The sequence below is a fragment of the Micromonospora sp. WMMA2032 genome (genome assembly GCF_002688545.1).
In the GTDB taxonomy this organism is placed as follows: domain Bacteria; phylum Actinomycetota; class Actinomycetes; order Mycobacteriales; family Micromonosporaceae; genus Micromonospora; species Micromonospora sediminicola.
Map to the genome: position 1 here is coordinate 164,436 of NZ_CP024052.1, position 24,424 is coordinate 188,859.

Sequence of the window (24,424 nt, forward strand, 5' to 3'; positions counted from 1 at the left end):
CCTCGCCGGGACGGCGGCGCCGGACGCGCCGGTACGCCGCCCGCCCGGCCCAGGTGGGCGGCTCGGTCAGCCGCTCTTGACGGTGGTGAGGTCGGCCAGCCCGGAGATGGTCAGGAGGGGCTCCAGCAGCGGGCCGGCGATCAGCGCGATCCGCTCCGCGTGGGGGAACAGCGCGGCCAGCCCCGCGCTGTCGAGATACTCCACGCCGGTGAGGTCCACGACGAGGGGATCCCCGTCGGGCCGAACCGCGTCGCCGAGCGCGTCGGCGAACGAGGCCGCGTTGCTCATGTCGATCTCGCCCACGGCGGTCAGCACGCGGGTGCCGTCGGGCCGGCTGCCGGTGGTGAGGGTGAGGGCCGTGCTCATCGGATGATCCTTGCCTGCATGTGGACGGTGGTGCCGCCGGCTCCGGGGGTGACCGTGATGGTGTCCATCAACGCGCGCATGAGCACGAGACCCCGCCCACGGTGCGGGTCGGCCGGCCGGTTCTGGTCGCGCCAGTGGCCGCTGTCGGTGACGCTCAGGCGCAGGGCGTCCGCGGTGGCGGCGGCGCGCAACCGGATCCGGCCGCCGGGGCTGTCCCGGTGGCCGTGTTCGATGGCGTTGGCGCATGCCTCGCCGGCGGCCACCAGCACGTTGTAGGCGCTGGCGGGGGCCAGCCCGCACCGGTCCAGCCACCCGCGCAACGCGGTGCGCACCTCGGCCAGCCGGGACGACTCGGCCGGGAAGTCCAGCTCCAGTGGGCCGGGGTGACGGTAGAGCAGCAGAGCCACGTCGTCGGCGTACCCGCCTTCCGGGGTGAGCTGGTCCATCACCTCGGTGGCGAGGTCCTCGACCGGGGTGCCGCGGCCCTGCTGGATCGCGGCGGTGGCATGGGCGATGCCGACGGTCAGCGGCTGGCGCCGGCGCTCCACCAGGCCGTCGGTGTAGAGCATGAGGGTGGCCCGGGCCGGCACGGTGGCCTCGGCCTCGGGGCGTTCGAGTCCCGGGCGGACGGCCAGCGGCCGGGACCGGCCCTGGTCGAGCAGTTGTGAGGTGCCGTCGGGGCGCACCACGATGGCCGGCGGGTGCCCCGCGCTGGAGTAGCGCAACCGCCCGGTGGCCGGGTCGAGCACGCCGCAGAAGACCGTGGCGCAGGACGCCCCGGGCAGCAGCGCGGCGAACCGGTCCAGGGCCGCCAGCGCCTGGGCGGGGCTGGCGTCCTGCAGCAGCAGGGCCCGGCAGGCGCTGCGCAACTGCCCCATCACCGTGGCGGCCCGCAGGCCGTGGCCGACGCAGTCGCCGACCACGATCGCGATCCGGCCGTCCGGCAGTTCGACGGTGTCGTACCAGTCGCCGCCGACCTTGAGCGGGAGCGTGGCGGGGGAGTAGCGCACGGCGAAGCCGGCCGGCAGTTGCGCCGGGCCGAGGATCGCCCGCTGCAGGGCCAGTGCGGTCTCACGCTGCTGGTCGATCTGGTGCACCCGGTGCAGGCCCTGACCGATGTGGCCGGCGAGTAGCGCCAGCAGCGTCTGGTCCTGTTCGGTGAAGGGCCGCTTCTCGCCCAGGTCGATCCAGATCGCCATGGTGCCGTCCGGGTGCTCGACCGCGATGCCGGCGCCGTGCGTCCGTGTCGCCACCGGGGTCAGCAGCGGTGTGTCCCGCAGCGCGACCAGAGCCTGTCGACGCGCGTCCGGCAGCGAGTCCCAGCGCAGCGCCGCGTCGGTGGCGGTGACGACCGGGGTCGGGGCCTCGCCGAACACGGCCGTGACCACGCCGGTGGCGCGCCACAGTCGGCGCAGCTCGTCCAGGACGCTGTGCAGGGCGTCGGGCAGGTCCTCCGCCTGGGACAGCCGCATGCCCAGCCCGGCGAGGGCGGTCTCCCGCTGCACCGCGTAGTGCTCGGCGGTGACGTCGCGGAACGTGCCCACGATCATCCGCCGGCCGGTGTCGGGGTCGTCGACCTGGTTGAACGAGGCGGCGATCCAGAGCCGGTGCCCGTTACGGTGGGTCACCGGCACGGTGTAGGTGCCCTGGTTCTGGCCGATCAGCACCGAGAACGCCGCCGCCACCTGGCGGTGCGCCTCCGGCTCGGCCTCCGGGTCCGGCCACCACGGCTGCACCGGGGGGTAGGGGAGTCCCTCGGGTCCATAGCCGAGGATGTCGGTGAACGCGGCGTTGATCTCCACCACCGCGCCGTCCTCGTCGCAGACGAAGAACGCCTCCTGCAACGAGTCGACCAGGGCGGTGCGCCAGCGCGCGTGGTGGTTGCGCAGCCGGGCCAGCTCCACGTTGGCCCGGACCCGGGCCAGCAGCTCGGCCGCCGGGAAGGGCTTGACCAGGTAGTCGTCGGCGCCGGCCTCCAGCCCCTCGATGGAGGCCTCCTGCCCGGCGCGGGCGGAGAGCAGCAGCACCGGAGTGCCGGCGGTGCGCGGATCGGTACGCAGCGCGGCGACCAGTTGCAGACCGTCGAGGCGGGGCATCATGACGTCGCTGACCACCAGGTCCGGCGTCCGGGTACGCGCGGCCTCCAGCGCCGCCTGACCGTCGGCGACGGCCTCCACCCGGTGCCCGGCGGAGCGCAGCAGGCGGGTCAGGTACTCACGCATGTCGGCGTTGTCGTCGGCGACCAGGATCCGGGCCGGCGCGCCGCCGGGCAGCGGCGTGACCGGCCCGTCGACCGGGGCCGCGTCGCCCGGGGTCATGTCGGAGAGGTCACCGGGCAGCCAGCGCAACGCCTCCTGCACGAACGGCTCGGCCGACGCCGCGACCCGGCCGGTGCCCGCGGGCGCGAGCGCGTCGGCGGGCAGGTGGGTGACCCCGAACGGCAGTCGGACCGTGAAGCAGGTGCCCTGCCGCACGGTGCTGCTGGCGGTGATGGTGCCACCGTGCAGCCCGACCAGCTCCTTGACCAGGGCCAACCCGATTCCACTGCCCTCGTCGGAGCGGGAGCGGGCGTTCTCGATCCGGTGGAAGCGCTCGAACAGGCGCGGAAGCTCGTCCTCCGCGACGCCGATGCCGGTGTCGGACACGCGCAGGACGGCCTGCCCGTCCTCCGCCCGCAGCTCCACCCGCACGCTGCCGTCGAAGGTGAACTTCAGGGCGTTGCTGAGCAGGTTGAGCACGACCTTCTCCCACATGCCCGGGTCGATGTGCACCGGGCCGGGCAGGGGCGGGCAGTCGACCTCGAAGGTCAGGCCGGCACGTTCGATCGCCGAGCGGAAGACGCTGGCCAGGTCGGCGGTGACCGCGGCCAGGTCCACCGGTTCGTAGCGGGCCTGCATCCGGCCGGCCTCGATCCGGGAGAAGTCGAGCAGGCTGTTGACCAGCCGGCCCAGGCGCAGCCCGTTGCGGCGGACGACCTCCAGCTCCTCGCGGATCCGCGGGTCGGCGTCCTGCATGAGGCCGCGCAGCTCGTCCACCGGCCCCATGATCAGGGTCAGCGGGGTGCGGAACTCGTGGCTGATGTTGGAGAAGAAGGCGGTCTTGGCCCGGTCCAGCTCGGCCAGCTCCTCGGCCCGACGCTGCTGCGCCTGGTAGCTGCGGGCGCTGGCGATGCCGGTCGCCACGTGGCCGGCGGCCAGCTCCACGAACCCGCGGTAGCCGTCGTCCAGGGCCCGGTAGCGGTTCAGCCCGGCCACGAGGAACCCGTAGGGCGCCGCGCCCTGCTGCCGCAGCGGCACCAGCAGCGCCTCGGTCGGCGGATCGGGCCACGCGCCCGCGGGCAGGTCGGCGAAGGCGGGGCCGTCGAGCGGTACCCGTACCGCCTCACCCTCGGTCAGGGCCCGCACCGGCCAGACCGACGCCGGGTCGGCCGGCGACAGCGCCGCCGGCGCCGCCGGGTGGCCCGCGGCCAGGCCGGTCGCCTCCACCAGCCGCGCGTCACCGTCGGCACCGAACAGGTACGTCAGCGCGAACGGCAGGTCCTGCCGGTTGCGCCCCAACTGGCGGTTGGCGAAGGCCAGCGTCTCCTGCTCGGTGCGGACCACGCTCGGGTCGGAGCCGAGGTCGCGCAGCGTGGCCATCCGGCGTTCGCCGATCACCCGCTCGGTGTCCTCGCTGACCACGCAGAGCATGCCGACCAGGGTGCCGTCGTCGTTGCGCAGGGGGCTGTAGGAGAACGTGTGGTAGGTCTCCTCGCGGTAGCCGGCGCGCTCCAGGAACAGCAGGAGCCCCTCGTCCCAGGTCGCCGCGCCGGTGCGCAGCACGGTGTCGATGCGGGGGCCGATGTCGTCCCAGATCTCCGCCCACACCTCGTCGGCCGGTCGGCCCAACGCCCACGGGTACTTGCGGCCCAGCGTGTCCCGGCGGTAGGCGGCGTTGCAGAAGAAGGTCAGCTCGGGGCCCCAGGCCATCCACATCGGGAAGCGGGAGGACAGCAGGATCCGCACCGCGGTGCGCAGGCTCTGCGGCCACTCCTCCGGCGGCCCGAGCGGGTGCGCCGACCAGTCGACCCGGGCCAGGTCGGGACCGATCTCGCCGTCGACGGCGAACACGTCGGCACGCGTACGCGGGTCGGTGTCAGCGCCGGTCATCGCCCGAGTCTCCCTCACTACGCGTGATCCTGCTCGTCCGGGTCGCCTCGCCGCGGCCCCCGTGATCCGCTCTTGCCCCGGCACGGTCCCCGCCATTCCGCCCACGCGGAAACGAGAGCGAGTTCACGCACCATCGCTTTACCGACAAATAGGGGATATCGGGACGGTTCGAGCCGACGGAGTCGGCGGGGACGTGTCGGCCGCGGCCGAGAGCAGGGTCGGGGCGCGCGTGCGGCTCCCGACCGGCAGCCGAGCCGCGTGTGGCACCTGACCGGCCGGGCGCGTCCCGAGCCGGACACGACCGGAGGCAGCCGGACATGGCAAAGGCAGGGAGACAACTCCCTGCCACTTCTAACGTATATCGCACCCGGGGGCTTGCCGCAAGACCCCGGTCATGCCGCAGAATCGTCGGCCGGACGCGGCTGAGCTGGGAAAACGGGGGAGCGGCGATGACCGGACAGTTTGTGGTGGGCCTCGACGCGGTCGACGGGACGCAGGTCGCCGTCGTCGGCGGAAAGGGCGCGCACCTGGGCGCCTTGTCGCGCGTCGACGGCGTGCGGGTGCCCGCCGGTTTCTGCGTGACGACGGACGCCTTCCGGCGGGTGACGGCCGAGACGCCGTCCCTCACCGACCGGCTCGACCGGCTCACCCGGCTGCGGCCGGAGGACCGGGAGGCGATCCGGTCGCTCAGCGCGGAGATCCGTCGCGCGATCGAGGACGTCGCCGTGCCCGGGGACGTCGCCGCGGAGATCACCCGGGCGCTGGCCGGCCTCGGCTCCGACGCCGCCTACGCCGTACGTTCCAGCGCCACGGCGGAGGACCGGGCGACGGCCTCGTTCGCGGGCCAGCAGGACACCTACCTGAACGTGCGGGGTCCGGCCGACATCCTCCGGCACGTCAGCCGGTGCTGGGCCTCGCTGTTCAGCGAGCGGGCGGTGACCTACCGCCGGCGCAACGGCGTCGACGACCGGAGCGTGCGGATGGCCGTGGTCGTGCAGCGGATGGTGTTCCCCGACGCCGCCGGCATCATGTTCACGGCCGACCCGGTCACCGGCAACCGCCGGGTCGCCACCGTGGACGCCGGGTTCGGCCTCGGCGAGGCGCTGGTCTCGGGGCTGGTGGACCCGGACGTGTTCACCGTCCGCGACGACCAGATCGTGGCCCGCAGGATCGCCGCCAAGCGGCGCGCCGTCCACGCCCTGCCCGGCGGCGGGACCCGGGAGGAGGAGGTCGACCCGGCGCGGCAGGAGCAGCCCGCGCTCACCGACGAGCAGGTCGTCCGGCTCGTGCGGCTGGGCCGGCGGATCGAGGCCGGCTTCGGGCGTCCTCAGGACATCGAGTGGGGGCTGGTCGACGACGACTTCCACATCCTCCAGAGCCGACCGATCACGACGCTGTTCCCGCTACCGGCCGTCGACGACGGCGAGAGCCACGTCTACCTGTCGGTCGGCCATCAGCAGATGATGACCGACGCGATGAAGCCGCTGGGCCTGTCGATGTGGCGGCGCACCGCCATGGCACCGATGCACGAGGCCGGCGGTCGGCTGTTCGTCGACGCCACCCGGCACCTGGCCACGCCGGCGGGCCGGGCCGCCTTCCTCGGCCTGATGAGCCGGTCCGACCCGCTGACCCGGGACGCGCTGGAGACGGTCCTGGAGCGCGGGGACATCGGGTCGACGTCGCCGGAGGACAGCCCCGCCGGGCCGCCGTTCGGCGGTCCGCCGGCGGCGGTGGAGACCGACCCGGCCGTCGTCACCGCGCTCGTCGAGCGCAGCCGCGCCAGCATCGCCGCGCTGCGCCGCGACATCCGCGCCCGGTCCGGGCCGGAGCTGTTCGACTTCCTGGAGGAGGAGGCGTTCGTCGAGCACAAGCGGGTCCTCGCCGATCCGGTGAACGTGCAGGCGATCATGGCGGGCATGGAGGCCACCTGGTGGCTCAACGACAAGCTGGGGGAGTGGCTGGGCGAGACGAACGCGGCCGACACGCTGACCCTCTCCGCGCCCGGGAACGTCACCTCGGAGATGGGGCTGGCGCTGCTCGACGTCGCCGACGTGATCCGCCCGCATCCCGAGGTGGTGGCGTTCCTGCGGGGAGTCGACGGTGACGACGACTTCCTGGACGAACTGCCGGGACTGCCGGGCGGCACGGAGGCGCGCGAGGCGATCGGGGCGTACCTCGACCGGTACGGCATGCGGTGCGTCGGCGAGATCGACATCACCCGGCCACGGTGGAGCGAGCGTCCGGCCACCCTCGTGCCGCTGATCCTCGACCACGTGCGGAACTTCGCCCCGGGTGAGGCCGCGCGGCGCTTCGAGCAGGGGCGGCAGGCGGCGGATCGCAAGGCCCGGGAGGTGCTGACCCGGCTGCGGGCCCGGCCGGACGGGGAGGCCAGGGCCGACGAGACCCGCCGCATGATCGACCGGGTCCGGACCTTCATCGGTTACCGGGAGTACCCGAAGTACGACATCGTCAGCCGCTACTTCCTCTACAAGCAGGCGTTGACGGCGGAGGCCGACCGGCTCGTCCGGGACGGGGTGCTCACCGACCCGGAGGACGTCTTCTTCCTCACGCTCGCGGAGTTCCGCGACGTGGTGCGCACGCACCGGATCGACGGGCGACTCGTCCGCGAGCGCCGGGACGCCTACCGGTGGCACCGGACCCTGACGCCGCCCCGGGTGCTCACCTCCGACGGCGAGGCGCTCACCGGGGCGTACCGGCGCGACGACGTGCCCGCCGGAGCGCTGGTCGGGCTGCCGGTCTCGCACGGGACCGTCGAGGGGCGGGCCCGGGTCGTCCTGGACCTGGCCCGCGCCGAGCTCGAACCGGGCGACATCCTGGTCACCACGCACACGGATCCCAGCTGGACACCCCTGTTCGTCGCCGTCGCCGGCCTGGTGACGGAGGTCGGCGGCCAGATGACCCACGGTGCGGTGATCGCCCGCGAGTACGGCCTGCCGGCCGTGGTGAACGTGCCGGACGCCACCCGCCTGATCCGGGACGGGCAGCGGATCCGGGTGCACGGCTCCGGCGGCTACGTCGAGCTGCTGCCCTGACCGGCCCGGACGGTCCGGGCGTCGACCACCCGGCGGGGATGCGTTCCCGCACCCCGCCGGCGAAGACGTCGCGCGATTCGAGCGGCGTCGAGTAGACGTACCCGATCGGCAGTCGAACACCACGGCGGCGGCTGGCATGCTCGAGGCACAGGTCGGAACGGACGGGAGGCGTGATGCGCATCGGGGAGCTGTCGGCACGCACCGGGGTCAGTGCCCGGTCGATCCGGTACTACGAGCAGCAGGGCCTGCTCGCGGCCGTACGCAACGCCGGCGGACAGCGGGTGTTCGCGGAGTCGGCGGTCGAGCGGGTCGACCTCATCCGGCGGCTCTTCGACGCCGGGTTGAGCAGCCGGCGGATGTCCGAGCTGCTGCCCTGCGTCACCAATCCCGACATCCGCACCGGGTGGCTCACCGACCGGCTGCGCGAGGAGCGGTCCCGGATGGTCGCCGAGATGGCCCGTCTCGCGCACGCCGTGTCGGTGCTCGACGACGTGGTCGCCGACATGACCGTCCCCGGGGAGGCCGCGACACCGGCCGCCTGAACGGGCTTGCCCCTGACACCGGTGTCACCTCCTACGGTCGGGCCATGACCGCAACCGTCGACACCGTTTCACCGGTGGCCGCCCTGCTCGAACCCGCCACCGTCGCCGGGATGCCGCTGAGATCGCGAATCGTCATGGCCCCGATGACCCGCAACCGCGCGCCCGGCGGGGTGCCCGCCCCGGAGGCGGCCGACTACTACCGGCGGCGCGCCGAGCAGGGCATCGGGCTGATCGTCACCGAGGGCGTCCTGGTGGACCACCCCAGCGCCGGCCACGAGGACACGGTGCCGAGGCTGACGCCCGGCCCGGCCGAGGCCGGCTGGCGGCGCGTGGTCGAGGCGGTCCACGCCGCCGGCGGCCGGATCGCCGCCCAGCTGTGGCACCTGGGCAGCCTGCGCGAGCCGGTGGACGGCCGCCCGGCGTGGACGCCGTCCGGCGTGCCGGAACCGGGGCGGCCGGCCGCCTGCGCGATGACGCTCTCCGACGCCGACGAGCTGCTGGCGGCGTACGCGGCCGCGGCGCGGGCGGCCGGCCGGGTCGGCTTCGACGCCGTGGAGATCCACGCCGCGCACGGGTACCTGCTGGACGAGTTCCTCTGGCCGTACACCAACCGGCGGACCGACCGGTACGGCGGCTCACCGGCGCGGCGGGCGGCCTTCCCGGCCGAGGTCGTGCGCGCGGTGCGCGAACAGTTTTCGGCGGACCGTCCGGTGATCGTGCGGTTCTCGCAGTTCAAGGAGCGCGCCTTCGACGCCCGCATCGCCGAGACCCCGGCCGAGCTGGCGGAGATCCTCACCGCGTTCGCGGACGCGGGCGCGGGCGTCCTGCACGCCTCGCAGCGCCGGTTCTGGCAGCCGGCGTTCGCCGGCTCGGCGCTGAACCTGGCCGGTTGGGCGAAACGGCTCACCGGCCTGCCGTCGATCACCGTGGGCTCGGTGGGACTGACCCGCGAGTTCCTGCGTCCGGGTGGCCCGGAATCGGTCTCCGGCCTCGCGAGCCGGCTGGTCGGCGGGGAGTTCGACCTGGTCGCCGTGGGTCGCGCGCTGCTCGGCAACCCGGCCTGGGCGACACTCGCGGCGACCGGCCGCCTGGCGGAGATCGCGGACTACCGCAAGGCGCACGAGGACGTGTATCCCTAGCCCGCCGGGCTTGACGGGGCGGATGTTATCGCTCACAGTCGATGGCAGGGCAGGAGCACCGCAGGGCTCACCGGGCGAGCCGTGCTGGTCGGACCTCGACACCACCGCCGGAAACGGGTCGAGGCGTCGCATCACCACCGTCGCAATCCCGGAAGAGGAATCCGTATGAGACCAACGAGAGCCCTGCTGTCCACCGGCCTGCTGGCCGGCGCGCTGGCGGCCGGCATGGCGGTGGCGCTGGCCCCCGCCGCCGACGCCGGCACGACGCTGCGCGCGGCGGCGGCCGAGAAGGGCCGCTACTTCGGCGCCGCGGTCGCCACCGGCAAACTGTCCGACAGCACGTACTCGACCGTCCTGAACCGCGAGTTCAACTCCGTGGTGGCCGAGAACGAGATGAAGTGGGACGCCACCGAGCCCCAGCAGGGGCGGTTCAGCTACACCGGCGGTGACCGGCTGGTCAGCCACGCCCGGGCCAACGGCATGAGCGTGCGCGGTCACACGCTGCTCTGGCACGCGCAGCAGCCGAGCTGGGCGCAGGGGCTGTCCGGCAGCGCGTTGCGCAACGCGGCGATCAACCACGTCACCCAGGTGGCCACCCACTTCCGGGGCCAGATCTACGCCTGGGACGTGGTGAACGAGGCGTTCGCCGACGGCGGCTCCGGCGGGCGCCGGGACTCCAACCTCCAGCGCACCGGCAACGACTGGATCGAGGCGGCCTTCCGGGCCGCGCGGGCCGCCGACCCGGGCGCGAAGCTCTGCTACAACGACTACAACACCGACGGGATCAACGCGAAGTCGACAGGCGTCTACAACATGGTCCGCGACTTCAGGTCCCGGGGCGTGCCGATCGACTGCGTCGGCTTCCAGTCGCACCTGGGCACCACGATCCCGGGTGACTACCAGGCCAACCTCCAGCGCTTCGCCGACCTGGGCGTGGACGTGCAGATCACCGAGCTGGACGTGACGACCGGCGGCAACCAGGCGAACATCTACGGCACGGTCACCCGCGCCTGCCTCGCCGTGTCGCGGTGCACCGGCATCACGGTGTGGGGAGTGCGTGACTGCGACTCGTGGCGCGGTTCGGACAACGCGCTGCTGTTCGACTGTGCCGGGAACAAGAAGGCCGCGTACACCTCGGTGCTCAACGCGCTCAACGCCGGCGGGACCACCACCCCGCCGCCGAACACCACGTCGCCGCCGCCCACCACCACCTCGCCGCCGCCGACGCAGGGCGGGTGCTCGGCGTCGGTGTCGCTGAACTCGTGGACCGGCGGGTTCGTGGCCACGGTCCGGGTGACCGCCGGTTCGGGTGGCACCCGGGGCTGGACGGTCACCATGACGCTGCCCGGTAGCGCGAGCGTCACCAACACGTGGAGCGCCACGGCCAGCGGCAGCACGGGCACGGTCCGGTTCGCCAATGTGGACTACAACGGCCAGCTCGGCGCCGGGCAGAGCACGGAGTTCGGGTTCCAGGGCAACGGCAGCGGTTCGGGCATGACGCCCACCTGCGCCGCCGCCTGACCACCCGCCGAAGGGGCGGCGCGACGACCCTCGCGCCGCCCCTTCGCGGTGCCGCTCGCCGCCGCCCGCGTCGACTCCTGTTACGAGACCGAGACATATGCGTTTCGTCCGATCGGTTGACGCTGCAACTTGTGAGCGTTAACACTCCGGAGGGGATACCGGTGCGGTTCCGGCAGTGGAGGGGAGATGAGGCTCGTGCGCAGACGTTTTCTGGCCGCTCTGGGCGGCGTGGCGATCGCGGTCAGCCTGGCCGCGTGCAGTGGAGAGGGCGCGGGAGGCGGCGGGGACACCAAGGGGGCCGAGCCCGGTGACCTCACCATCGGCGTGTCGATGCCGACGCAGACCTCCGAGCGGTGGATCGCCGACGGCAACTCGGTGAAGGAGAAGTTGCAGGCCAAGGGCTACAAAGTGGACCTGCAGTACGCCGGGGACGAGATCCCCACCCAGTCGCAGCAGATCGATCAGATGATCACCCAGGGCGCGGACGTGCTGGTCATCGCCGCGATCGACGGCACCGCGCTCAGCGGCCAGCTCCAGGCGGCGGCCAACGCGAAGATCCCGGTCATCTCCTACGACCGGCTCATCCGCAACAGCCCGAACGTCGACTTCTACGTCAGCTTCGACAACTACAAGGTCGGCGTGGCGCAGGCCAACGCGCTGCTGGTCGGTCTCGGGCTGCAGAACAAGGACGGCTCGAAGGGCTCCGCCGCCGGTCCGTTCAACATCGAGCTGTTCGCCGGCTCCCTGGACGACAACAACGCCCACTTCTTCTTCAGCGGCGCCATGGACACGCTCAAGCCGTACCTGGACGCCGGCACGCTGAAGGTGAAGTCCGGCCAGACGAAGATCGAGCAGGTGGCCATCCTGCGCTGGCAGCAGGAGACCGCGCAGAAACGGATGGAGGATCTGCTCACCTCCAGCTACAACGACGGCGGCAAGGTCGACGGGGTGCTGTCGCCGTTCGACGGCCTGTCCCGGGGCATCATCACCGCCCTGCAGAACGCCGGCTACCGCGGCGGCGCCAAGAAGATGCCGGTCGTCACCGGCCAGGACGCCGAGGTCGCCTCGGTCAAGCTGATCAACGACGGCGTGCAGAGCTCGACCGTCTTCAAGGACACCCGCCTGCTGGCCGACCAGGCCGTGGTCGCCGCCGAGGCGTTCCTCAAGAAGGAGCAGCCCAAGGCGAACGACACCAAGACGTACGACAACGGGGTCAAGGTCGTGCCGTCGTTCCTGCTGCCGGTGCAGACCGTCTACAAGGACGACATCCAGTCGGTGCTGATCGACTCCGGCTACCTGACGGCCCAGGAGGTCGCCGCCGGACGAGCCGGGTGACCGCCCGGCGGGCCCGGGGCGGACGCCGCCGCCGGGCCCGCCAGCAGCGGACCCGACGGCCACGACCAGGACGGTTGCCATGAGCGATCACATCCTCGACATGCGGAACATCACGAAGACCTTTCCCGGGGTGGCGGCGCTCCAGGACGTCTCGCTCGCCGTGCGGCGCGGCGAGATCCACGCGATCTGCGGCGAGAACGGCGCCGGCAAGTCCACCCTGATGAAGGTGCTGTCCGGGGTGTACCCGACCGGCAGCTACGACGGGGAGATCGTCTTCGACGGCGAGCCGGTCGACTTCCGCGGGATCCGGGACAGCGAGTCCTGCGGCATCGTGATCATCCACCAGGAACTGGCGCTGGTGCCGTACCTGTCGATCGCCGAGAACATCTTCCTCGGCAACGAGCGCCGGGGCCGCGGCGGGCTCATCGACTGGCACCGGACCAACGCCGAGGCGGCGGCGCTGCTGCGCGAGGTCGGGTTGCACGAGAACCCGGTCACCCCGGTGGTCCAGCTCGGGGTGGGCAAGCAGCAACTGGTCGAGATCGCCAAGGCGCTGTCCAAGAAGGTGCGACTGCTCATCCTGGACGAGCCGACCGCGGCACTCAACGACGTCGACTCGGCACACCTGCTGGACCTGATGCGCCGGCTCCGCGACCAGGGCATCACCTGCATCATGATCTCGCACAAGCTGGGTGAGATCACGGCGGTCGCCGACTCCACCACGGTGATCCGGGACGGTCGGACGGTCGAGACGCTCGACATGCGCGACGGCGCCGTGACGCAGGAGCGGATCATCCGCGGCATGGTCGGGCGCGACCTGTCCGCGTTCTACCCACCCCGGTCGGTGACGCCCGGGGCCGAGGTGCTGCGGATCGAGGACTGGACGGTGCGTCATCCGACCCAGGACCGGCTGGTGGTCGACCGGGCCTCGCTCTCCGTGCGCGCCGGCGAGGTGGTCGGCATCGCCGGCCTGATGGGCGCCGGCCGCACCGAACTGGCGATGAGCGTGTTCGGCCGCGCGTACGGGCGGGAGATCAGCGGACGGCTCTACGTCAACGGCCGCCAGGTGCGGGTCCGGACGGTGGCCGAGGCCATCGCGAACGGCATCGCCTACGCCACCGAGGACCGCAAGCACTACGGCCTGAACCTGATCGACGACGTGCGCGGCAACATCTCGGCCGCCGCTCTCGGCAAGCTGGCCCGGCACGGCTGGATCGACGGCAACCGGGAGATCGACGTCGCCGAGCGGGGGCGGCGCGACATGAACATCAAGACGCCGACGGTGATGGCGTCGGTGGGCAAGCTCTCCGGTGGCAACCAGCAGAAGGTCGTGCTGGCGAAGTGGCTGTTCACCGACCCCGACGTGTTGATCCTGGACGAACCGACCCGGGGCATCGACGTGGGAGCGAAGTTCGAGATCTACACGATCGTCAACCGCCTGGTGGCGGACGGGAAGGCCGTCGTCGTCATCTCCTCCGAGCTGCCCGAGCTGCTGGGCATGTGCGACCGCATCTACACCCTGGCGGCCGGTCGGATCACCGGCGAGCTGCCGGTGGGCGAGGCCACCCAGGAGAACCTGATGGAACTCATGACCAAGGACAGGGATCGCGTCGGATGACCAGCACGAAGCCCTCCAGCTCCCCGAAGGTGGCCGCGCCCGACGCCGGGGCGACCGCCACCCTGCACACCGGGACCAGCGACCCCCGCACGCTGATCCTCGGCAACCTGCGCCAGAGCGGCATCTACATCGCCCTGGTGGTGATCGTCGCGCTGTTCGCGGTCCTCACCGACGGCGTCTCGCTCAGCCCGGGCAACATCACCAACATCGTGCTCCAGTACTCCTACATCCTGGTGCTCGCGATCGGCATGGTCATCGTGATCATCGGCGGGCACATCGACCTGTCCGTGGGGTCGGTGGTGGCGCTCACCGGCGCGGTCTCGGCGGTGCTCGTCATCCGGGAGGGCCTGCCCTGGTGGGCGGGCGTCCTCGCCGCGCTCGCCGTGGGCGTCGCGGTGGGCGCGTGGCACGGCCTCTGGGTCGCGTACGCCGGGATCCCGGCCTTCATCGTCACCCTGGCCGGCATGCTGCTGTTCCGCGGGCTGACGCTGCGGGTGCTGGACAACATCTCGCTCTCGCCCTTCCCGGAGGAATACCAGCGGGTGGCCGCCGGGTTCCTCAACGGGCTTCTCGGCGGGCAGGGGTTCGACGCGTTCACGCTGTTCATCGGCGCCTTCGCGGTGGTCGGTTACGCCGCCAGCGTCTTCCGCACCCGGGTGGCCCGGGTGCGGCACGAACAGCCGGTCGAGTCGTTCCCGCTGTTCGTCCTCCGGGTGGCGGTGGTCGGCGCGGTCGTCATGTGGTTCGCCTGGCAGCTCGCCCACGCCCGGGGCCTGCCGATCGTGCTGATCGTCCTGGCCGTGCTGGTGCTGGTCTACGGCCTGCTCACCCGCCGCACGGTGTTCGGCCGGCAGGTGTACGCGATCGGCGGCAACCTGCCGGCGGCGACGCTGTCCGGCGTGCGGGTGAAGACCGTCAACTTCTGGGTCTTCGTCAACATGGGCTTCCTCTCCGCCGTGGCCGGGGTGATCTACTCCTCCCGCTCCAACGGGGCCCAGCCGGCGGCGGGCAACATGTTCGAGCTGGACGCGATCGCGGCGGCGTTTATCGGCGGCGCGGCGGTCACCGGCGGGGTCGGCACCGTGGTCGGCGCCATGGTCGGTGGCCTGATCATGGCGGTGATGAGCAACGGCATGCAGCTCATGGGCGTCGACCAGTCCGTGCAGTCGGTGGTGAAGGGCCTGGTCCTGCTCGTCGCGGTGGCGTTCGACATCTGGAACAAGCGCCGCGCCGCGGGCGCCCGGTGACGACCGGCCGGACGGTCACGTGCCGTCCGGCCGGCCGTTCGGTCACCTACCGGCGTCGGTCAGGCCCGGCTCCACCGCTGGTTGGTGTTGCCGTGACAGGTCCAGACGATCACCCGGCTGCCGTTGGCGGTGCCGCCGTTCTCCACGTCCAGGCACAGCGACGGGAAGCGGACGTTGCTCACCGTGCCGTTGCCGTTGAACGTCCACTGCTGGTTCGTGCCGCCGTTGCAGTCCCAGATCTGCACCCGCGTGCCGGCGCTCGCGCTCGTCGGCACGTCCAGGCACTTGCCCAGCACCTGCAACGCCTGCCCGGTGGCGGTGAACTGCTGGTTCGGGTTGCCGTGACAGTCCCAGACCAGCGTGCCGGTGCCGTTGGCGGTACCGGAGTTGTCGACGTCGAGGCAGCGCCCGGCCGACTCGCTGCGCAGCCGGAACGTGGTCGGGGTGGGCGGCGGGGTGGTGGTGCCGCCGCTGACCCGGTAGACCACCGTGCCGTGGGCCGGCACGCTGGCGGAGATCGCGCCCGAGGTGCTGGTGGTGGCGTCGGTCCAGGCGTCGCGCAGGGTGAACGAGCTGCCGTTCTTGCCCACCGCCGCGGCCGTGGTGGAGACGGTCGTGGTGCTGCTGCCCTGGTTGAACAGGGCGACCGCGACGTCGCCGTTGGCCAGCGGCTTGGCCAGCACCCGCCGGGTGCCGTCGTTGGCGATCTGGACCGCCTGACGGCCGAGCGTGTCCTGGTTGATCGCGACCAGGTTCTGGTTGCGCAGGATGGCCAGCGTGGCCGCGTTCGTCGACCGCGCGTCGTGGCCCATCATCAGCGGCGCGGCCAGGACCGACCAGAGCGCGAAGTGGCTGCGCATCTCGGTGTCGGTCATGCCGCCCCGGCCGACCTCCAGCATGTCGGGGTCGTTGAACCCGCCGGGGGCGGCGTAGCCGGCCAGGGGCACGGTGACGTCGACGATGTTCTGGATCCCCATCGGGTAGCCGTTGGTCTGGCCGGTGTTCCACGCGTTGGTGATGTCCTCGGTGGTGCGCCAGAGGTTCGCCACGTCGCTCCAGTTGCGCTGCGGCCCGGTCTTGGCGTGGTAGCTGTTCGGGTTGATGCTGTAGACGATCTGCCGGCCGGTGGACGCCAGCGCGTCGCGCATGATGCCGAACCTGGCCACCTGGTCGTTGATCGTCCCGGTGGAGGAGCACCAGTCGTACTTGAGGTAGTCCACGCCCCACGCGGCGAACTGCCGCGCGTCCTGGTACTCGTGGTTGAGGCTGCCGGTGGCGCCGGGAAAGGCGCCGCCGACCTGGGCGCAGGTCTTGTCCAGCGGCACCTGGTAGATGCCGAACAGCAGTCCCCGGGCGTGCAGGTAGTCGCCGAGCGCCTTCATCCCGCTCGGGAACCGCTGCGGGTGGGCCTGCAGGTTGCCCTGGGCGTCCCGGTTGGGGTCGAACCAGCAGTCGTCGACCACGACGTACCTGTACCCGAGGTCGCGCAGCCCGTTCGCGACGATCGCGTCGGCGGTCTGCCGGATGAGGGTTTCGTTGATGTTGCAGCCGAAGGTGTTCCAGGTGTTCCACCCCATCGGCGGGGTGCGCGCGACGCCGTTGTCGAGCGCCCGGGCCGGGCGTGGGGCCATGACCCCGTCGGTGACGGTGGCCGCGAGCGTCACCGCCGTGACGCCCAGGGCGGCCAGCATCCATCGTGTCCGTCTGCGCACTGATCCTCCTCGCTGGGCGGACGCCGGCCGTGCCGACGGCCGCGGCGGAGCGGCCCGCCTGTCGCCGGCCAGCGCGCCGGCCCGGGACGAGACGGCGCGGCGTTCGGGACGGGTCGGCGGATCGCGGTCGGCCGCTCCGGGTGGTGGGTCCGGCGGTCACCCGGGTCGTCGTCCGTCGCCGCCGCGCTGCGGTGCGGGGTCGTCCACGGAGTGCCACGCCGGTGCGGTGATGCCGCGGATGTTATCGCTGACATAAAAGCCTGTAAATAGCAAAGGGCTCCGCCCGGCGGGGTGGCCGGCACCTCGCCGGAGTGGGTGTGGACGGGGAAATGGCCGCTGAAAGGCCCTCTGTCGGCTCGCCGGGGGCGTCGACGGGCGGATCCCGAGGGTTGTCGACCGAACCCTTGCAGTGATCACCAGAGACGCACGATGTTTTCGCTAACACCGGTGCGATTCCGCACCTGGACCGACCGTCGCCGCGGAGTGTCGGGGATCTCGTCCGCACGGCGGCCCCGCCGGTCCGGTGCCCACCGTAGTGATCGCTCACCCGATCGCGCTCCCCGTTACGTAGCTGTTGCGCAGAGGTGTCTTGACGGATGTATATGTGAGCGCTAACACTAACCTCCGTGATGCGGCGGAGGTGCAGATGAGCGAAGTGGACGCGGCCGACCGGTACGTGGTCGGGGTCGATTTCGGCACGCTGTCCGGGCGGGCGCTCGTGGTGCGGGTGCGCGACGGCGCGGAGGTCGGCACGGCGGTGCACGACTACCGTCACGGGGTCATCGAGTCGGCCCTGCCCGACGGCGGCCCGGCGCTGCCGCCGGACTGGGCGCTCCAGGACCCCGACGACTACCGCGACGTGCTGCGCGAGGCGGTGCCCGCCGCGCTGGCCGTCGCCGGCGTGGATCCGGCCCTGGTCGTCGGCATCGGCACCGACTTCACCGCCTGCACCGTCCTGCCGACCCTCGCCGACGGCACCCCGCTGTGCGAGGTGCCGGAGCTGCGGCACCGGCCGCACGCCTGGGTGAAGCTGTGGAAGCACCACGCCGCCCAGCCGCAGGCCGACCGGATCAACGCCCTCGCCCACGAGCGGGGCGAGCCGTGGATCGGCCGCTACGGCGGCAAGATCTCCGCCGAGTGGCAGTTCGCCAAGGGGTTGCAGATCCGCACCGAGGATCCCGAGGTCTATCGCCGGGCCGAGCGCTTCGTCGAGGCCGCCGACTGGATCGTCTGGGAGCTGTGCGGGGTGGAGACCCGCAACGCCTGCACCGCGGGCTACAAGGGCATCCGGCAGGACGGCCGGTACCCGTCGGCGGACTACCTCGGCGCGCTCGACCCCGGCTTCACCGACTTCGTCGCCAAACTGGACGGTCCGCTGCTGCCGCTGGGCGCGCGGGCGGGCACGCTCGGCGCCCGGGCGGCGGCCTGGACCGGGCTGCCCGAGGGCATCGCGGTCGCCGTGGGCAACGTCGACGCGCACGTCACCGCCGCCGCCGCGCAGGCACTGCGCCCGGGTCGGCTGGTGGCGATCATGGGGACGTCCACCTGCCACGTGCTCAACGGCACCCACCCGGCCGAGGTGCCGGGCATGTGCGGTGTGGTCGACGGCGGCATCAGCCCCGGCGCCTGGGGCTTCGAGGCCGGGCAGAGCGGCGTGGGTGACATCTTCGGCTGGTTCGTCAGCAACGCCGCCCCGGCGGGTCTGGACTCGCACGAGCGGCTCACCGAGCTGGCCGCCGCCCAACCGGTCGGCGCGCACGGTCTGGTCGCGCTGGACTGGTGGAACGGCAACCGGTCGTTGCTGGTCAACCACGACCTCAGCGGGCTGGTCGTCGGGCTGACGCTGGCCACCCGGCCGCCGGACGTCTACCGCGCCCTGCTGGAGGCCACCGCGTACGGCACCCGGATGATCATCGAGGCGTTCGCCGAGGCGGGCGTGCCGGTCGACGACCTGGTGGTCGCCGGCGGGCTCACCTCGAACCGGCTGCTGATGCAGATCTACGCCGACGTCACCAACCGTCCGCTCGGCATCATCGGCTCCGCCCAGGGGCCGGCGCTCGGGTCCGCGATCCACGCGGCGGTCGCCGCCGGCGCGTACCCGACGATCCACGAGGCGTCGGCCGCGATGGGGCGGGTGGACGAGGGCGTCTACCGGCCCGTACCGGAGAACGTCCGGGCCTACGACGCGCTCTACGCCGAGTACCGCGCGCTGCACGACCACTTCGGCCGCGGCGGTGACGACGTGATGCTCCGCCTGCGGGCGATCCGGAACGCGGCGCGGGACGCCGCCGCGCGGACCGACCCGGTTCTGGAGGTGATCGGATGAACGCCGACGTCGCCCGGCAGGTCGCCGCGGTGCGCGAGACCGTGGCCCGGCTGCACCGCGAGCTGACCCGCTACGACCTGGTGGCCTGGACCGCCGGCAACGTCTCGGCCCGCGTTCCCGGGCAGGAGCTGATGGTCATCAAGCCCAGCGGGGTGGACTACGACGATCTGACCGCCGACACGATGGTGGTCTGCGACCTCGGCGGCACCGTCGTGGACGGCGGCGGCTCGCCGTCGAGCGACACCGCCGCGCACGCGTACGTCTACCGGGCGATGCCCGAGGTCGGCGGTGTGGTGCACACCCACAGCGGCTACGCCACCGCGTGGGCGGCGCGGGGCGAGGCGATCCCGTGCTGGCTGACCGCCCAGGCCGACGAGTTCGGCGGCGAGATCCCGGTCGGGCCGTTCGCCCTGATCGGCGGCGACGACATCGGCAAGGGGATCGTCAGCACCCTGGCCGGGCACCGCTCGCCCGCGGTGCTCATGCGCAACCACGGCGTCTTCACCATCGGCCGGGACGCCCGGGCGGCGGTCAAGGCCGCGGTGATGTGCGAGGACGTGGCCCGCACCGCCCACCTGGCCCGCGCGCTCGGGCCGCCGCTGCCGATCGCGGCGGCCGACGTCGACGCGCTGCACGACCGCTACCAGAACGTCTACGGCCAACGCCCGACCACCGACCCCACCACCACACCCGGTCGTGCCGGCCCTGCCGGCCGCGCGTCCGGCTCACCCCACCACGAGGAGAACCGATGAGAACCAGGAGCACGGCACGCACCGTCATCGCGGCCCTCGCCGGCGTGCTGCTCGCCGGCGGCATGGTCGCCTGCGGCAACAGCGACACCGGCGGCGGGTCCGGCGGCGACGACAAGATCGTCCTGGGCTTCTCCCAGGTCGGCGCGGAGAGCGGCTGGCGCACCGCGAACACCACCTCGATCAAGGAGGCGGCGGGCGAGGCCGGCATCGAGCTGAAGTTCGACGACGCGCAGCAGAAGCAGGAGAACCAGATCAAGGCGATCCGCAACTTCATCCAGCAGAAGGTCGACGTCATCGCCTTCTCGCCGGTCGTCGAGTCCGGCTGGGACACCGTGCTGAAGGAGGCCAAGGACGCCAAGATCCCGGTGATCCTGACCGACCGCGCGGTCGACTCGGCCGACAAGTCGCTCTACAAGACGTTCCTCGGCTCGGACTTCAAGAAGGAGGGACGGCTCGCCGGCGAGTGGCTGGTGGAGCAGAAGAAGTCGGCGTCCGGCCCGGTCAACATCGTCGAGCTGCAGGGCACCACCGGCTCGGCGCCGGCGAACGACCGCAAGGAGGGCTTCGCCGGCGCGATCGCGGCCAACCCCAACCTGAAGATCATCGCCTCGCAGTCCGGTGACTTCACCCGCGCCGGCGGCAAGCAGGTGATGGAGCAGTTCCTCAAGGCCAACCCGAAGATCGACGTGCTCTTCGCCCACAACGACGACATGGGTCTGGGCGCGCTGGAGGCGATCACCGCGGCGGGCAAGGTGCCCGGCAAGGACATCACCATCATCACCGTCGACGCGGTGAAGGACGGCATGCAGGCGCTCGCGGACGGCAAGTTCAACTTCATCGCCGAGTGCAGCCCGCTGCTCGGCCCGCAGCTGATGGACCTGGTCAAGAAGGTCAAGGCCGGCGAGGAGGTCCCGGCCCGGATCGAGACCGAGGAGACCACCTTCACCCAGGAGCAGGCCAAGGAGGCGCTGCCCAACCGCAAGTACTGACCCACCCGCGGGGGTCGCCGTCGCGCCGACGGCGACCCCCGCGCCACCACCGTCGAAGAAGAGGTCCGATGGGTACGGGTGACCGTCCGGTCCTGACCATGACCGGCATCAGCAAGACCTTCCCCGGGGTTCGCGCGCTGCACGACGTCGACTTCCGGCTGTTCCCGGGCGAGGTCCACGCCCTGATGGGCGAGAACGGCGCCGGCAAGTCGACCCTGATCAAGGTGTTGACCGGCGTCTACGGCACCGACGCGGGCGTCGTCACGCTCGCCGGTGAGCAGGTCTCCTTCAGCGGGCCGATGCAGGCCGCCGCGGCCGGCGTGAGCACCGTCTACCAGGAGGTCAACCTCTGCACGAACCTGTCGGTGGCGGAGAACGTCTTCATCGGCCGGGAGCCGCGCCGCCTCGGCGCCGTGCGCTGGGGCGAGATGCGCCGGCGCGCCCGCGAGCTGCTGGCCCGGCTCGACCTCGACCTCGACGTCACCGCGCAGCTCGGCACGTACTCGCTGGCCGTGCAGCAGATGGTGGCGATCGCCCGGGCGATCGACGTGCGGGCGCGGGTGCTCATCCTCGACGAGCCGACCTCCAGCCTCGACGCGGGCGAGGTCGCGCAACTGTTCCGGATCATGCGACAGCTGCGCGACGAGGGGATCGCCATCCTGTTCGTCACCCACTTCCTGGACCAGGTCTACGGCATCGCCGACCGGATCACCGTGCTGCGCAACGGGACCCTGGTGGGGGAGTACCGCACCGAGGAGCTGCCCCAGTTCAGCCTGGTCGAGAAGATGATCGGCCAGGAACTCGACGTGCTGGAACGGCTCGACGAGCAGCAGAAGCGCGCCACCGTCGCCCCCGCCGGGGCGGACCCGCTGGTGGACGCCGTGGAGCTGGGGCGGCGGGGCGCGGTCGCCCCGTTCAGCCTGCGCATCGAGGCCGGTGAGGTGGTCGGCCTGGCCGGCCTGCTCGGCTCCGGCCGCACCGAGGTCGCCCGCCTGCTCTTCGGCGCCGACCGCGCCGACCACGGCCAGGTCCGCCTCGACGGGGGCCGCTCGCCGCTGCGTACCCCGGTCCAGGCCATCGAACAGGGCATCGGCTTCTGCTCGGAGAACCGCCGCGCGGAGGGCATCGTGCCGGAGCTGTCGGTCCGGGAGAACATGATCCTGGCGATGCAGGCCGCGCGTGGCTGGCTGCGTCCGGTTCCGCGCCGCCGGCAGGACGAGCTGGTCCGCCGGTACGTCGAGGCGCTCAGCATCCGGCCGGCGAACCCGGAGCTGCCGGTGCGCAACCTCTCCGGCGGCAACCAGCAGAAGGTGCTGCTGGCGCGCTGGCTGATCACCGAGCCGCGCCTGCTCATCCTGGACGAGCCCACCCGCGGCATCGACGTCGGGGCCAAGGCCGAGATCCAGAAGTTGGTGGTGCAGCTCTCCGACGGCGGCATGGCGGTGCTGTTCATCTCCGCCGAGCTGGAGGAGGTGCTGCGCCTGAGCCACCGGGTCGCGGTCATGCGGGACCGCGAGATGGTCGCCCAGCTCACCAACGACGACTCGCTCGACGCCGACCGCGTCATGCGCACCATCGCCAGCGGAACCCCGAGGGAGGAGGTGACCCGATGACCACCGTCGCCGACCGCCTCCGCCCGGTGACCGGCCACCGTCTGTTCTGGCCGGCCCTCGTGCTCGTGGTCATGATCGCCGCGAACACCGTCTACCGACCCGGCTTCCTCGCCGTGGAGGTCAAGAACGGCCACCTGTACGGCACGCCGGTCGACATCCTCCGGTTGAGCGCGCCGCTGATCCTGGTCGCGCTCGGCATGACCCTCGTCATCGCCACCGGCGGCATCGACCTGTCCGTCGGCTCGCTCTGCGCCATCAGCGGGGCGATCGCCTGCCTGCACATCAGCCGGGCGGCCGACCCGGACAGCCCGTCCACAGTGCTCACCGCGCTGGCCCTGGCCTTCGGGGCCGCGTTGGTGCTCGGCGCCTGGAACGGGGTGCTGGTCGCCGTCATCGGCATCCAACCCATCATCGCCACGCTGATCCTCATGGTGGCCGGGCGGGGGATCGCCCAGCTGGTCACCGAGGGGCAGATCATCACGATCAACTCCGGCCCGTACCGGGCGATCGGGCTCGGACACCTCCTCACCCTGCCGCTGGCCGTCCTGATCGCCCTGGCCGCGGCGCTGCTGGTGGCCGCGTTCACCCGGCGCACCGCGCTCGGGCTGATCGTCGAGTCGGTGGGCGGCAACGCCGAGGCGAGCCGGCTCGCCGGCATCCGGTCCCGGCGGATCATCTTCCTGGTCTACGTGGTCAGCGCCGCCTGCGCCGCGCTCGCCGGCTTCATGGTCACCGCGAACGTGTCCAGCGCGGACGGCAACGCCGCCGGCCTGTGGATCGAACTCGACGCGATCCTCGCGGTGGTGATCGGCGGCACCTCGCTGGCCGGCGGCCGGTTCTCGCTCGGCGGCACCGTCCTGGGCGCGCTGATCATCCAGACCCTGACCACCACGGTGTACGCCATGAACATCTCACCCCAGACGTCGCTGCTGTTCAAGGCCGTCGTCGTCATCGCGGTCTGCCTCGTGCAGGCCCCGGCGTTCCGGGCCCGGTTCCGTCGCCGACGCCGTGGCGTCGAACCCGGCCCGACGGCGCCCCAACGGGAGAAGGAGCAGGTGCCGGCATGAGCAGCACGTCGTCGACCGTCGCCCGGTCCTGGCGGCCCGGCCTGCCCCGGCGGCACGTCCCGGTCCTGGCCACGCTGGCCCTGCTGCTGGTCATGTACGGCATCGGGGTGTCCCAGTACCGCGCCTTCTCCAACGTCCAGGTCGTCTTCAACGTCTTCATCGACAACGGCTTCGTGCTCGTCGTCGCGGTCGGCATGACCTTCGTGATCCTCACCGGCGGCATCGACCTCTCCGTCGGCTCGGTGGTCGCCATGACCGCCATGGTGTCGGCCGCCCTGCTGCGCGACGGCATGCCGGCGGCCCTGGTCCTGGTCATCGCGCTGCTGATCGGACCGACGCTGGGCTTCCTGATGGGCTGCGCGATCCACTTCTTCGACATCCAACCGTTCATCGTCACGCTCGCCGGGATGTTCTTCGCCCGGGGCATGTGCACGTTCATCAGCGGCGCCTCGATCTCCATCACCGACGGCTTCTGGACCGGCATGTCGCAGCAGCGCATCGGGAACCCGGCCGGCAACTTCGTGTCGATCAGCGTGCTGATCGCGTTCGCGGTGGTCCTGGTGGCGGCGTACGTGCTGGCCTACACCCGGTTCGGCCGCAACGTGTACGCCGTCGGCGGCAACGCGCAGTCGGCGCTGCTGATGGGCCTGCCGGTGGCGCGGACCCGGATCGCCGTCTACACCATCAGCGGGCTCTGCTCGGCCATCGGCGGCATCCTGCTGTCGTTCTACACGCTGTCCGGCGCGCCGCTGATCGCCGTCGGCATGGAACTGGACGTGATCGCCGCCGTCGTGATCGGCGGCACCGTGCTCACCGGCGGCTCCGGATACGTCTTCGGCACCGTCCTCGGCGTGCTGGTGCTGGGCGTGATCCAGACCCTGATCACGTTCGACGGCAGCCTCAACTCCTGGTGGACCAAGATCGTGATCGGCGGCCTGCTGTTCGCGTTCATCCTCCTCCAGCGCCTCATCGGCATCCGGTTCAAGTGACGGTTCC

Annotated in this window: 16 protein-coding genes; 13 read left to right on the forward strand and 3 right to left on the reverse strand. The window is 72.0% G+C overall.

Features of this window, described 5'->3' with window-relative positions:
- Positions 1-66: 66 nt before the first annotated feature.
- Both CO540_RS00760 and CO540_RS00765 read right to left on the reverse strand, forming a co-directional pair.
- Positions 67-366: an STAS domain-containing protein gene (locus tag CO540_RS00760; protein WP_091573851.1), complete on the reverse strand. Its 300-nt coding sequence runs from the start codon at positions 364-366 to the stop codon at positions 67-69.
- Entirely contained in the window at positions 363-4,514 is a 4,152-nt protein-coding gene (locus CO540_RS00765) for a SpoIIE family protein phosphatase (protein ID WP_099160430.1), read from the reverse strand. The genes CO540_RS00760 and CO540_RS00765 overlap by 4 nt, the downstream gene beginning before the upstream one ends.
- 449 nt (positions 4,515-4,963) lie before the next feature.
- On the opposite strand from CO540_RS00765, the gene rph reads away from it, so the two are divergent.
- The 7 genes from rph (at position 4,964) to mmsB (ending at position 14,969) form a co-directional block, all read left to right on the forward strand.
- Positions 4,964-7,567 (forward strand): rifamycin-inactivating phosphotransferase, encoded by a 2,604-nt coding sequence (gene rph / locus CO540_RS00770; protein ID WP_099160432.1) that lies wholly within the window; start codon positions 4,964-4,966, stop codon positions 7,565-7,567.
- 173 nt (positions 7,568-7,740) lie between these two features.
- Positions 7,741-8,109 (forward strand): MerR family transcriptional regulator, encoded by a 369-nt coding sequence (locus CO540_RS00775; RefSeq protein WP_091573854.1) that lies wholly within the window; start codon positions 7,741-7,743, stop codon positions 8,107-8,109.
- Positions 8,110-8,153: 44 nt separating this feature from the next.
- Entirely contained in the window at positions 8,154-9,248 is a 1,095-nt protein-coding gene (locus CO540_RS00780) for a 12-oxophytodienoate reductase (RefSeq protein WP_099160434.1), read from the forward strand.
- A gap of 165 nt (positions 9,249-9,413) precedes the next feature.
- Complete coding sequence (locus CO540_RS00785) at positions 9,414-10,769, forward strand: endo-1,4-beta-xylanase (RefSeq protein ID WP_099160436.1); 1,356 nt, start codon at positions 9,414-9,416, stop codon at positions 10,767-10,769.
- Between the two features lie 195 nt (positions 10,770-10,964).
- Positions 10,965-12,104 (forward strand): multiple monosaccharide ABC transporter substrate-binding protein, encoded by a 1,140-nt coding sequence (chvE, locus tag CO540_RS00790; RefSeq protein ID WP_099160437.1) that lies wholly within the window; start codon positions 10,965-10,967, stop codon positions 12,102-12,104.
- Positions 12,105-12,183: 79 nt separating this feature from the next.
- Positions 12,184-13,722, forward strand: a complete 1,539-nt coding sequence (gene mmsA, locus CO540_RS00795; RefSeq protein ID WP_099160439.1) for a multiple monosaccharide ABC transporter ATP-binding protein — start codon at positions 12,184-12,186, stop codon at positions 13,720-13,722.
- On the forward strand, positions 13,719-14,969 hold the full coding sequence (mmsB, locus tag CO540_RS00800) for a multiple monosaccharide ABC transporter permease (protein WP_099160441.1): 1,251 nt from the start codon (positions 13,719-13,721) through the stop codon (positions 14,967-14,969). Before mmsA ends, mmsB begins: the two co-directional genes overlap by 4 nt.
- A 59-nt stretch (positions 14,970-15,028) precedes the next feature.
- Here mmsB and CO540_RS00805 read toward each other — a convergent pair whose 3' ends face one another.
- A complete protein-coding gene (locus CO540_RS00805; protein WP_099160443.1) occupies positions 15,029-16,681 on the reverse strand; it encodes a glycoside hydrolase family 27 protein in 1,653 nt (550 codons plus the stop codon).
- Between the two features lie 646 nt (positions 16,682-17,327).
- On the opposite strand from CO540_RS00805, the gene araB reads away from it, so the two are divergent.
- The 6 genes from araB to yjfF all read left to right on the forward strand — a co-directional run bounded on the left by araB (position 17,328) and on the right by yjfF (position 24,417).
- Positions 17,328-19,007: a ribulokinase gene (gene araB / locus CO540_RS00810; protein WP_099160445.1), complete on the forward strand. Its 1,680-nt coding sequence runs from the start codon at positions 17,328-17,330 to the stop codon at positions 19,005-19,007.
- Positions 19,004-19,759, forward strand: coding sequence for an L-ribulose-5-phosphate 4-epimerase (locus CO540_RS00815; protein ID WP_245666300.1), 756 nt, complete (start codon positions 19,004-19,006; stop codon positions 19,757-19,759). Before araB ends, CO540_RS00815 begins: the two co-directional genes overlap by 4 nt.
- Positions 19,756-20,748 carry an ABC transporter substrate-binding protein gene (locus CO540_RS00820; RefSeq protein WP_091573861.1) on the forward strand — a complete coding sequence of 331 codons (993 nt, stop codon included), beginning with the start codon at positions 19,756-19,758 and terminating at the stop codon, positions 20,746-20,748. The genes CO540_RS00815 and CO540_RS00820 overlap by 4 nt, the downstream gene beginning before the upstream one ends.
- Before the next feature lie 68 nt (positions 20,749-20,816).
- Positions 20,817-22,361 (forward strand): sugar ABC transporter ATP-binding protein, encoded by a 1,545-nt coding sequence (locus tag CO540_RS00825; RefSeq protein WP_099160447.1) that lies wholly within the window; start codon positions 20,817-20,819, stop codon positions 22,359-22,361.
- Positions 22,358-23,428 (forward strand): ABC transporter permease, encoded by a 1,071-nt coding sequence (locus CO540_RS00830; RefSeq protein WP_099160449.1) that lies wholly within the window; start codon positions 22,358-22,360, stop codon positions 23,426-23,428. The genes CO540_RS00825 and CO540_RS00830 overlap by 4 nt, the downstream gene beginning before the upstream one ends.
- Entirely contained in the window at positions 23,425-24,417 is a 993-nt protein-coding gene (gene yjfF, locus CO540_RS00835) for a galactofuranose ABC transporter, permease protein YjfF (RefSeq protein WP_099160451.1), read from the forward strand. Before CO540_RS00830 ends, yjfF begins: the two co-directional genes overlap by 4 nt.
- The last annotated feature ends 7 nt before the right edge of the window (positions 24,418-24,424 follow it).